The organism is Metapseudomonas otitidis (assembly GCF_900111835.1).
Classification (GTDB): domain Bacteria; phylum Pseudomonadota; class Gammaproteobacteria; order Pseudomonadales; family Pseudomonadaceae; genus Metapseudomonas; species Metapseudomonas otitidis.
In genome coordinates this window covers 270,389-280,335 of sequence record NZ_FOJP01000007.1, presented here as the reverse complement: position 1 = coordinate 280,335, position 9,947 = coordinate 270,389, and the positions used below count along the sequence as shown (strand labels likewise).

The 9,947-nt window shown below is 69.6% G+C and carries 13 protein-coding genes; 4 read left to right on the top strand and 9 right to left on the bottom strand.

From position 1 onward, the window contains the following. A partial coding sequence (locus BM198_RS11225; protein ID WP_139233607.1) for a transposase occupies positions 1-322 on the top strand: 322 nt, incomplete at its 5' end. Positions 323-572: 250 nt separating this feature from the next. Here BM198_RS11225 and BM198_RS11220 read toward each other — a convergent pair. Beyond that, complete coding sequence (locus BM198_RS11220) at positions 573-1,799, bottom strand: nucleoside recognition domain-containing protein (RefSeq protein ID WP_074969981.1); 1,227 nt, start codon at positions 1,797-1,799, stop codon at positions 573-575. 146 nt (positions 1,800-1,945) lie between these two features. On the opposite strand from BM198_RS11220, the gene wrbA reads away from it, so the two are divergent. Further along, the gene (wrbA, locus tag BM198_RS11215) at positions 1,946-2,542 is read left to right on the top strand and encodes an NAD(P)H:quinone oxidoreductase (protein WP_074969979.1); all 597 of its coding nucleotides are present in this window, start codon (positions 1,946-1,948) and stop codon (positions 2,540-2,542) included. A 178-nt stretch (positions 2,543-2,720) separates the two neighbouring features. On the opposite strand, the gene BM198_RS11210 is transcribed toward wrbA, so the two are convergent. Genes BM198_RS11210 through BM198_RS11190 form a run of 5 tightly spaced genes read right to left on the bottom strand, consistent with a single transcriptional unit; the run spans position 2,721 to position 4,347 of the window. Next, complete coding sequence (locus BM198_RS11210) at positions 2,721-3,185, bottom strand: inhibitor of vertebrate lysozyme family protein (RefSeq protein WP_074969977.1); 465 nt, start codon at positions 3,183-3,185, stop codon at positions 2,721-2,723. 9 nt (positions 3,186-3,194) lie between these two features. Further along, positions 3,195-3,356, bottom strand: coding sequence for a DUF1328 domain-containing protein (locus tag BM198_RS11205; RefSeq protein WP_044406249.1), 162 nt, complete (start codon positions 3,354-3,356; stop codon positions 3,195-3,197). A 28-nt stretch (positions 3,357-3,384) separates the two neighbouring features. After that, the gene (locus BM198_RS11200; RefSeq protein ID WP_074969975.1) at positions 3,385-3,591 is read right to left on the bottom strand and encodes a hypothetical protein; all 207 of its coding nucleotides are present in this window, start codon (positions 3,589-3,591) and stop codon (positions 3,385-3,387) included. 17 nt (positions 3,592-3,608) lie between these two features. Beyond that, entirely contained in the window at positions 3,609-3,872 is a 264-nt protein-coding gene (locus tag BM198_RS11195) for a hypothetical protein (RefSeq protein ID WP_044406243.1), read from the bottom strand. Between the two features lie 40 nt (positions 3,873-3,912). Beyond that, positions 3,913-4,347, bottom strand: a complete 435-nt coding sequence (locus BM198_RS11190; protein ID WP_044406241.1) for a ferritin-like domain-containing protein — start codon at positions 4,345-4,347, stop codon at positions 3,913-3,915. A gap of 285 nt (positions 4,348-4,632) precedes the next feature. Here BM198_RS11190 and algB point away from each other — a divergent pair, with 285 nt between their 5' ends. Both algB and BM198_RS11180 read left to right on the top strand, forming a co-directional pair. Next, positions 4,633-5,982 (top strand): sigma-54-dependent response regulator transcription factor AlgB, encoded by a 1,350-nt coding sequence (gene algB / locus BM198_RS11185; protein WP_044406239.1) that lies wholly within the window; start codon positions 4,633-4,635, stop codon positions 5,980-5,982. Continuing rightward, entirely contained in the window at positions 5,979-7,766 is a 1,788-nt protein-coding gene (locus tag BM198_RS11180; RefSeq protein ID WP_074969973.1) for a KinB sensor domain-containing domain, read from the top strand. The genes algB and BM198_RS11180 overlap by 4 nt, the downstream gene beginning before the upstream one ends. A gap of 9 nt (positions 7,767-7,775) precedes the next feature. On the opposite strand, the gene BM198_RS11175 is transcribed toward BM198_RS11180, so the two are convergent. From BM198_RS11175 to BM198_RS11165, 3 genes are all read right to left on the bottom strand, one after another. Continuing rightward, positions 7,776-8,561 carry an N-acetylmuramoyl-L-alanine amidase gene (locus BM198_RS11175; RefSeq protein WP_074969971.1) on the bottom strand — a complete coding sequence of 262 codons (786 nt, stop codon included), beginning with the start codon at positions 8,559-8,561 and terminating at the stop codon, positions 7,776-7,778. Next, positions 8,558-9,151 carry a MarC family protein gene (locus BM198_RS11170; RefSeq protein ID WP_044406231.1) on the bottom strand — a complete coding sequence of 198 codons (594 nt, stop codon included), beginning with the start codon at positions 9,149-9,151 and terminating at the stop codon, positions 8,558-8,560. The genes BM198_RS11175 and BM198_RS11170 overlap by 4 nt, the downstream gene beginning before the upstream one ends. Before the next feature lie 72 nt (positions 9,152-9,223). Further along, positions 9,224-9,844 (bottom strand): hypothetical protein, encoded by a 621-nt coding sequence (locus tag BM198_RS11165; protein ID WP_074969969.1) that lies wholly within the window; start codon positions 9,842-9,844, stop codon positions 9,224-9,226. Between the last annotated feature and the right edge of the window lie 103 nt (positions 9,845-9,947).

The window sequence follows — 9,947 nt, the reverse complement described above, 5'->3', positions numbered from 1 at the left end:
CGACCCGCTGCGCTTTGCCAACGGCCGCGCCATCACCGCCTTTGCCGGGCTCAATCCACGGCTGCAGGAATCCGGGAGCTACCGGGGGCAGACACGCATCTCCAAGATGGGCTCATCGCGCCTGAGAGCCGGCCTGTACATGCCCGCGATCAGCGCCCTGACCTACAACGAAGCGATCAGAGCCATGGGCGAACGGCTAAGGGAGCGGGGCAAGACCGGCAAGCAGATCGTCTGCGCAGCGATGCGCAAGCTGCTGAACATCGCCTATGGCGTGCTGAAATCGGGTCAGCCGTTTGACGCAAAACTGGCCCTTGCTCACTAGAAATCAAGACGGTATCTACGAACGGTGGCTCGGGGCTCGATGCGGTTCGCCGAGCTCGCCGCATCCTACGAACGGCACTCGGCACGGTCATGACGGTGGAACGGTGAAGCGCGATCCCCCTACGAATCAGGGCATGGCGGCAAACGTAGGATGGGCTGAGCGGTGCGAAGCCCATCATTGCCCGGGCGCCGGGTTCGATGCGGAGCACCGTAGCCCGGGCTTCAGCCCGGGAAGCGCCGGGCAACCGGGATCAGCCGAAGAACCAGTAGCACACGCCGATGGAGGCCAGCACGCCGGCGAAGTCCGCCAGCAGGGCGCAGCCCACGGCGTGGCGGGCGCGCTGGATGCCGACGGCGCCGAAGTACACGGCGAGCACGTAGAAGGTGGTCTCGGTGCTGCCCTGCACGGTGGCGGCGACCAGGGCGGGGAAGCTGTCCACCCCCTGGCTCTGCATGGTCTCGATGAGCATGGCCCGCGCGGCGCTGCCGGAGAACGGCTTGACCAGCGCGGTGGGCAGGGCGTCGACGAAGCGGGTGTCCCAGCCGGCCCACTCCACCAGGCTGCGGATGCCGTCCAGGCCGAACTCCAGGGCGCCCGAGGCGCGCAGCACGCCGACGGCGCAGAGCATCGCCACCAGGTAGGGCAACAGGCCCTTGGCCACGTCGAAGCCTTCCTTGGCGCCGTCCACGAAGGCTTCGTAGACCGGCACCTTCTTCAAGGCCCCGGCGAGCAGGAAGACCAGGATCAGCCCGAACAGCACCAGGTTGCCCAGCAGCGAGGACAGCGCCGCCAGGGCGGTGGCGGAGAGCCCGGCGAGCACCGCCATGAAGGCGCCCAGCAGCAGCGCGCCGGGCACCAGGTAGGCCAGCACCACCGGGTCCCACAGGCGCAGGCGCTGCATCACGGCAACGCTCAGCAAGCCCACCAGGGACGAGGCGGTGGTGGCCAGCAGGATGGGCAGGAACACCAGGGTCGGGTCGCTGGCACCCTGCTGGGCGCGGTACATGAAGATCGACACCGGCAGCAGGGTCAGGGAAGAGGCGTTGAGCACCAGGAACAGTATCTGCGCGTTGCTCGCCACGGTGGCGCTGGGGTTGAGCTCCTGCAGGGCCTTCATGGCCTTGAGGCCGATGGGGGTGGCGGCGTTGTCCAGACCCAGGCCGTTGGCGGCGAAGTTGAGGGTGATCAGCCCCAGCGCCGGGTGCCCGGCCGGCACCTCGGGCATCAGCCGGCGGAACAGCGGCCCCAGCAGCCAGGCCAGGCGCTCCACCAGCCCGGCGCGCTCGGCGATGCGCAGGAAGCCGAGCCAGAGGGTGAGGGTGCCGAACAGCAGCACCATGACCTCCACCGAGAGCTTGGCCATGGCGAACAGGCTCTCCACCATGGCCGCCCAAACGCCGGGATCGCCGCCGATCCAGCGTGCCGCCGCGGCGGTTGCCGCCACCAGGAAGAAGCCGAGCCAGAGGCCGTTGAGCATGGGGGATGTCCCTCGAATCCGATGGGGGCGGATGATAGCGGCGGGCATCGGGGCGGCGCCAGGACGACCGCCGGGCGGGCGGATGGGCGCGTGCGGCCCCGGGGTCTAGGCTCCATGGGGTTTCCCAACCCGATGAGGACAGGCGGATGAAGAAGATCCTGGTGCTGTATTACTCCATGTATGGCCACATCGAGCGCCTCGCCGAGGCGGTGGCCGAAGGGGCCCGCAGCGTGCCCGGTGTGGAGGTGACCCTGAAGCGGGTGGCCGAGACCATGCCGGAAGACATCGCGCGCAAGGCCGGGGCGAAGCTGGACCAGGCGGCGCCGGTGGCCTCGCCCCAGGAGCTGGCGGACTACGACGTCATCCTGTTCGGCACGCCGACACGCTTCGGCAACATGGCCGGGCAGATGCGCACCTTCCTCGACCAGACCGGCGGCCTGTGGGCCAAGGGCGCGCTGGTGGGCAAGCTGGGCAGCGTGTTCACCTCCACCGGCACCGGGGGCGGCTCGGAAACCACCATCACCTCGTTCTGGCACACCCTGGCGCACCACGGGATGCTGATCAGCGGGCTGCCTTACGCGGCCCCGGAGCTGACCGACATCAGCGAGGTGCGCGGCGGCTCGCCCTACGGGGCGGCGACCATCGCCGGGGCGGACGGCTCGCGCACGCCGAGTGCCAAGGAGCTGGCCCTGGCGCGCTTCCAGGGCGCCCATGTGGCGAAGCTGGCGGCGCGCATGAGCTGACCCCGGAATGAGCCGCGCCGGGCGTCCCGTGTGGAACGCCCGGCGTCGGTTTCGCCTGACCCGGCCCGCCTGTGCGGAGGTACCCCCTGTACCCCTAGGTCATGCCGCTCCTGTCGACGCGGAACAACCCGGCCCCCTGGTCATGTGGCCCCGCCTGCGGGGCCTGTGGTCTGAATGCTCAGTACCAGTTCGGATCACGCCGGAGCTCGGCGTCGAGGATCGCCTTCTGGGCCTCGTCCGGCTCGCCCAGCCAGCGCAGGCTGGCGTGGCGGCTGGGCGATTTGTCCGCCGGCAGGCCCGGCGGGACCTGCACCAGCAGGGCGTAGGCGTCCTCCTTGTCCCAGCTGAAGGCCACCAGCAGCTTCTGGTGGGCGCAGTCGGCGCTGTCGCACAGCTGGCCCACCAGGTACTTGTCGCCATCCTCGTTGACCGCCTGCATGGGCGTGGCGGTGCCGCTGAGGTTCATCACCCATTCGGGCAGGCGGCTTTCGTCCTCCACCAGATCCTGCCACGTCTCGCGGTACTGCGGGTCGGTACCCAGCAGTTCGTTGAGGCGGTATTCGGCGTCGGTGTCGGCGGCCAGCGCCGCGCTGCCGGCAAGGCCGAGCAGCAGGGCGGCGCAGAGTGGGCGCAGCGTGCGCATCGGGCCTCCCTAGCCGCGGCGGCGGCCGAAGATGAACGAGACGATGAACAGCACCAGGAACAGCACGAAGAGGATCTTCGCGATGCCTGCAGCGGTGCCGGCGATACCGCCGAAGCCCAGGACAGCGGCGACGATGGCGATGACGAGGAAGGTAAGGGCCCAACTGAGCATGGTGAGTTCTCCTGCGTGGTAGGTAGGTTCAGCGCGCCAGGCCGAGGCCGAGGTCGTGCTGTGCACCGAACGAGGCGGAGGCTTCGTCCTGGGGCGTGTGGGGATCCGGGGTGTCGAGGTCGAGGTCGCTGAGGTAATGGCTTTCCAGCAGCGCGTTGCCCATCGCCAGGGCGCTGGCCAGGGCCAGCAGGCTGAGGGTGAGCAGGGCGGCGAATACGAGGGCCAGGGTCCACATGGTCGTGCTCCTTGGGGTCAGAACACCCAGCGCGGTTGCTGCGTCGGTTCGAGGAAGCGCTGTTGCGCCACGGTGTGCAGGTCGTCCGCCGGCGCGGTGGCCGGGCGCTGGTCCGCCGCCGGCGTGGGCACCACTTCGATGTGGGCGGGCAATGCGGGCAGGTGTTCGCGGGCCTTGAGGGCGCTGCGCAGCTGGTGTTCCACCAGCATCAGCAGGAACACCGCGAAGGCGACCAGCAGGCCTTTGCCGATGAGCGCGAGACGGGGTTGTGGACGGTTCATGCCGGTTCTCCTCCCTGCACAGGTGGCGGACGGGGCCGCCTCAGGCCATGGACTGCTTGAGGCTGCGCATGCGGTCGTGGCAGGCGCGGACCTTGGGCATTTCCACCGCGATCAGCTCGCGGACCTTGGGTTCGGCGGTCTCCAGGGCATCCTCGAAGGCGTGCAGGATGCGGTCCTCGGCCTGCTCCAGCTGGCCGACGTAGGCGGCGTACTCGTCCTTGGCCAGGGCGGCGCGGGTGTCGGCATAGACCTGGCGCAGGGTGCCCATGAGGGTGCCGCCGGTGGAGGGCGTCTCGTGGTTGGCGGCGACGCGCACGGTGAGCGCCTGGATGACCTCGGTCTTGGCGCTGGCCATCTCGCGGAACAGGCTCTGCAGGTTGGGGTCGCGGACTTCTTCGATGGCGTGCTGGTAGAAGCGCTCGCCGTCGCGGGTGATCTCGATCAGTTCATTCAGTTGTGCGGTGGTGCTGGTCATCTTCCGTTCTCCTGGTCCGAGCGATTCCGGACGCTCTCGGCAGGAGATTTCGCAAGCGTTGTGCCAGGTTTTGAAAAAGTCGTTTTTCCTTTTAAAACAGTCAGTTAGCCTCGCTCCGAAAATACCGCCTGCATGCAGGCTGCAATCCGTGTAAGAAATCATCTTGCAACTTGCACGTTCTTTCCTGGACTAAGCACCAGACGGCCACCTAGGCCCCCTACGCGTCCCGCCCCGATGGCGGGGTACGCGCCCTCGAACAACGACACGACACAGCGGAGCAAGAACATGGCATCGGCAACGGAAACCCGCGGACGCATCCTGCTGGTGGATGACGAATCGGCGATCCTGCGCACCTTCCGGTACTGCCTGGAGGACGAGGGCTACAGCGTGGCCACCGCCAGCAGCGCGGCGCAGGCGGAGGCGATCCTGCAGCGGCAGGTGTTCGACCTGTGCTTCCTCGACCTGCGCCTGGGCGAGGACAACGGCCTGGACGTGCTGGCACAGATGCGCGTGCAGGCGCCGTGGATGCGGGTGGTGATCGTCACCGCGCATTCGGCGGTGGACACGGCGGTGGACGCCATGCAGGCCGGCGCGGCGGATTACCTGGTCAAGCCCTGCAGCCCCGACCAGCTGCGCCTGTCGGCGGCCAAGCAGCTGGAAGTGCGCCAGCTGACCGCGCGCCTGGAAGCCCTGGAGGGCGAGGTGCGCAAGCCCGGTGACGGCCTGGACTCCCAGAGCCCGGCGATGATGGCGGTGCTGGAAACGGCCCGGCAGGTGGCCAACACCGACGCCAACATCCTCATCCTCGGCGAGTCGGGCACCGGCAAGGGCGAGCTGGCCCGCGCCATCCACGGCTGGAGCAAGCGGGCGAAGAAGGCCTGCGTGACCATCAACTGCCCGTCGCTGTCGGCGGAGCTGATGGAGAGCGAGCTGTTCGGCCACACCCGTGGCGCCTTCACCGGGGCCAGCGAGAGCACCCTGGGCCGGGTCAGCCAGGCTGACGGCGGCACGCTGTTCCTCGACGAGATCGGCGATTTTCCCCTCACGTTGCAGCCCAAGTTGTTGCGCTTCATCCAGGACAAGGAATACGAGCGGGTGGGCGATGCGGTGACCCGCCGTGCCGATGTGCGCATCCTCGCCGCCACCAACCTCAACCTGGACGAGATGGTCCGCGAGGGGCGCTTCCGCGAGGACCTGCTCTACCGCCTGAACGTGATCACCCTGCACCTGCCGCCGCTGCGCGAGCGCACCGAGGACCTGCTGGGCCTAGCCGAGCGCTTCCTCGCGCGCTTCGTGAAGGACTACGCGCGGCCGGCCCGGGGCTTCAGCGAGGCAGCGCGGGAGGCGCTGCTGAACTACGCCTGGCCGGGCAACGTGCGCGAGCTGCGCAACGTCATCGAGCGCGCCAGCATCATCTGCGGCCAGGAGCTGGTGGACGTCGGCAACCTCGGCCTGAGCGAGGCGCCGAGCGCCAACAACGCCCCGCGCATCGGCGCCGCCATGAGCCTGGAGGACCTGGAGAAGGCCCACATCGCGGCGGTGCTGGCCACCAGCGACACCCTGGACCAGGCGGCCCGGACGCTCGGCATCGACGCCTCCACGCTGTACCGGAAGCGCAAGCAGTACGGCCTATGAGGTTCCCGATGAAGCTGCGCACGCGGCTGTTCCTCAGCATCTCCGCGCTGATCACCGTGGCCCTGCTGGGACTGTTGCTGGGGGTGACCAGCGTGATGCAGCTGGCGCGTTCCCAGGAGCAGTTGATCGCCTACAACTTCTCCACCATCGACCTGGGCGAGCAGATGCGCCGCCACCTGGGCGACCAGTTGGTGCTGCTGACGGCGCCGCACACCGACCCGGTGAAGCTGCACGACGCCCAGCAGCACTTTCGCAGCGTGGTGGAGCGGGGGCTGATGAATGCGCGGGACGAGAGCACCCGGGAGGGCTTCCGGGCCATCGCCGAGCACTTCGCACGCTTCGTCGAGGTGTCGGCAACGCCGGCCCGCGACGACCGCCAGCCGATGGACGATGTGGCCTTCAGCGAGGCCCTGAACGCCACCCGCAACGCCATGCTGGACCTACAGCGCCTCGCCTTGGACAACATCTCCAGCACCGAGCGCTACACCCGCGAGCGGGCGGTGCTGGTGGCCGGGCTGCTGGGCCTGCTGGCCCTGGCGGTGCTGCTGATCGGGGTGGTGACCGCCCACGGCATCGCGCGGCGCTTCGGCGCGCCCATCGAGGCGCTGGCGCGGGCGGCGGACCGCATCGGCCAGGGCGACTTCCAGGTCACCCTGCCGCTCTCCTCGGTGAGCGAGATGGCCTCCCTGAGCCGGCGCTTCGGGCTGATGGCGGAGGCCCTGCGGCAGCTGAAGGAGACCAACATCGAGAAGATGCTGGCCGAGCAGCGGCGGCTGAAGGCGGTGCTGGACAGCATCGACGACGGCTTGCTGATCCTCGACCGCGATGGCCGCATCGAGCACGCCAACCCGGTGGCGCAGCGCCAGCTGGCCTGGGACACCGAGCAGCTGGGCCAGCCGCTGAGCCGCGCCCTGGCGGTGCCGGCGCTGGAAGAGACCACCCGGCGGGTGCTGGCCGGCCAGGCGCTGGACCAGGTGCACCCGGACCTGGACATCCTCGCCGAGGGCGAGCACCGCCTGCTGAGCTGGCGGCTGACCCCGGTGAGCCTGGACGACGCGCGGGTGATGGGCGCGGTGATGGTGCTGCGCGACGTGACCGAGCAGCGTGCCTTCGAGCGGGTGCGCAACGAGTTCGTGCTGCGCGCCTCCCATGAGTTGCGCACGCCGGTGACCGGCATGCAGATGGCCTTCGGCCTGCTGCGCGAGCGGGTGAAGGTGGCGCCGGACTCCCGCGAGGCGGACCTGCTGCAGACGGTGGACGAGGAGATGCAGCGCCTGGTGCGGCTGATCAACGACCTGCTGCACTTCTCCCGCTACCAGAACGGCATGCAGACCCTGACCCTGGCGCCCTGCGACCTGGACGAGCTGCTCGGCGGGGTGCGCGAGCGCTTCCTGGCCCAGGCCGAGGAGCGGCAGGTGGCCATCGAGCTGGACCTGCAGGGCCCGCTGCCCCGGGTGCCGGTGGACCGGCCACAGCTGGAGCGGGTGCTGGACAACCTGATGAGCAACGCTCTGCGCCACGCCCCCCGCGACGGGCGCATCCGCCTGCAGTCACGACGCCATGGCGAGCGGGTGATCCTCAGCGTGGAGGACAACGGCGACGGCGTGCCCTACAGCCAGCAGGCGCGCATCTTCGAGCCCTTCGTGCAGTTGGGGCACAACCCCGGCGGCGTGGGCCTGGGGCTGGCGCTGTGCAAGGAGATCGTGCGGCTGCACGGCGGGCGCATCGGCATCTATTCGCGCCCCGGCGAGGGGGCGCAGTTCTACCTGACGCTGCCGGTGTAGAAGCGGCGCTCAGCGCGCGCCGCGGTTGAGCACCAGCAGCAGGGCGGCGGTCTCGGCGTCCGGCTGGCCGTCGTAGCGGCTCGGGCGGTATTTCATCTGGAAGGCGGCGATGACGTTGCGGGTGGCTTCGTCCAGCTGGCCGTTGCGCGGCACGGCGTAGCCCTGGCGCTCCAGCTGCATCTGGAACCAGTCCACGGTGGGCAGGGCGGTGGCGAAGCGCACCTGTTCCTCGGCCACCGCGCGGTCGTCCGGCCAGGGCACCAGGCCGGCGTCGGCCAGGCGCTTCCAGGGGAACAGCGGGCCCGGGTCGACCTTGCGCTGGGGGGCGATGTCGCTGTGGCCGATGATGCTGCCCATCGGCAGGCCGTGGCGCTTGACCAGGTCCTTGAGGAGCGGGATGAGGGCGTTGATCTGGCCCTCGTCGAAGGGCTCCCATTCCAGCCCGTGGCCGGTCTGCCGGTAGCCTTCGTTGACCAGTTCGATGCCGATGGTGCTGGCGTTCAGCCAGGTGCGCCCCTGCCATTCGCTCTGCCCGGCGTGCCAGGCGCGGCGGTCCTCGCCCACCAGCTGGTAGACGGTGGGCGGCTGGGCGCCGATCAGGTAGTGGGCGCTGACGTCGCCTTCGGTCAGCAGGTGCAGGGAGTTGGCCAGGTTGGTGGAGGTGTAGTGCAGGACGATGTACTGCACCCGGCTGTTCTGGTTCTGCGAGGGGTGGCTGCGGTCGATCTGCAGGCCGTCGTGGGCGCAGCCACCGAGCAGGGTCAGGCACAGGCCGAGGGGGAGAAGTCGTTTCATGGGCGGATGTGCAACACGCTTTGCAGGTTGTCCAGGAGCATGTCGACGCTGAGCATGATCAGCAGCATGCCGGTGAGGCGCTCGACGGCCATGAGGCCGCGCTGGCCGAGGAAGCGCTGGAGGAAGGCGGCCTGCAGGAGGATCACGGCAGTGCAGGCCCAGGCCAGGATCACGGCGATGTACAGCTCCCACAGCTGGCCCTGGTGGGTGTTGCGCAGGGTCATCAGCACGGCGAGGGCGGAGGGGCCGGCCACCGCCGGGGTGGCCAGGGGCACCAGCATCGGCTCGCCGCCGGGCAGGTCGCCGAGCACGCCTTCGGGCCGGGGGAAGATCAGCCGCAGGGCAATGATGAAGAGGATGATGCCGCCGGCAATGGCGATGGCCTCGCGGGACAGGCCCAGGCCGCTGAGGATGTTCTCGCCGAAGGTGAGGAACAGCAGCAGCAGGCCGAGGGCGAACACCAGCTCGCGCAGGGCGACCTTGAGGCGCCGCTCGGGGGCGACGTTCTTCAGGGCGGCGATGAAGATGGCGATGTTCCCGAAGGGGTCGGTGACCAGGAAGATCAGCACCGCGATTCCGAGGATGTCCATGAGCGCTCCTGTGCGGGATACGGAATGGTAGGAGGGTGGGCCGGGTGCCGTCGAGCGGCACCCGGCGAGGCGTCAGAAGCGGTAGCGCAGGGTGCCGCGCAGGGCACGCTGGTCGCCCGGCAGGGGCAGCAGGCGGTCGTCGCCCTGGCCCAGGCCGCCGCTCTGCTGCAGGTACTGCAGGCCGAGCAGCAGCTCGCGCTCGCGGGAGAAGAAGTAGTCGCCGGCATCGAAGCTGAGTTGCGGGCTGAAGCCGAAGCCGGCCGCTCGCGAGCCTTCGCTGCCGGCCCAGTCGAGGCCGCCATCCAGCAGCCATTCGCTGTCGCCGATGCCGAAGGCATACAGCCAGGTGCCGCTGAACTGGGCGGTGCGACCCGGTTCGCGGGCGTCGTCCCGGGGCAGCAGCGCCAGATCCAGCAGCTCCAGCTCCGGCGCGGCGACGATCAGGCTCAGCCCGCTCAGGGCCAGGTGCTCGGCACTGCTGGCGTGCCAGCCGAGGCCGGCGCTGGCCAGGGGCGGGCGCGGGGCCTCGTTGCCGGGGCGGACGAAGCTCTCCCCGGCGGAATAGGGCAGGGTGGTGAACGCCAGGTTGCTGTCCATCAGCGGCAGCAGGGATTCGGCAGGCGCCTGGGCGGAGCACAGGCCCAGGGCCAGCGCGCCCAGCCAGCAGGCGGCGCGGTGGAAGGATGCACGCATCGAAAGGCTCCGGTGAGGATGACGGCCCCCCGTTCATCGCGGGGGTGCCAGGCAAGGGGGCGCGATTATACGCAGCCGCCCGGCGTGCGTCCGGCCCTTCCGG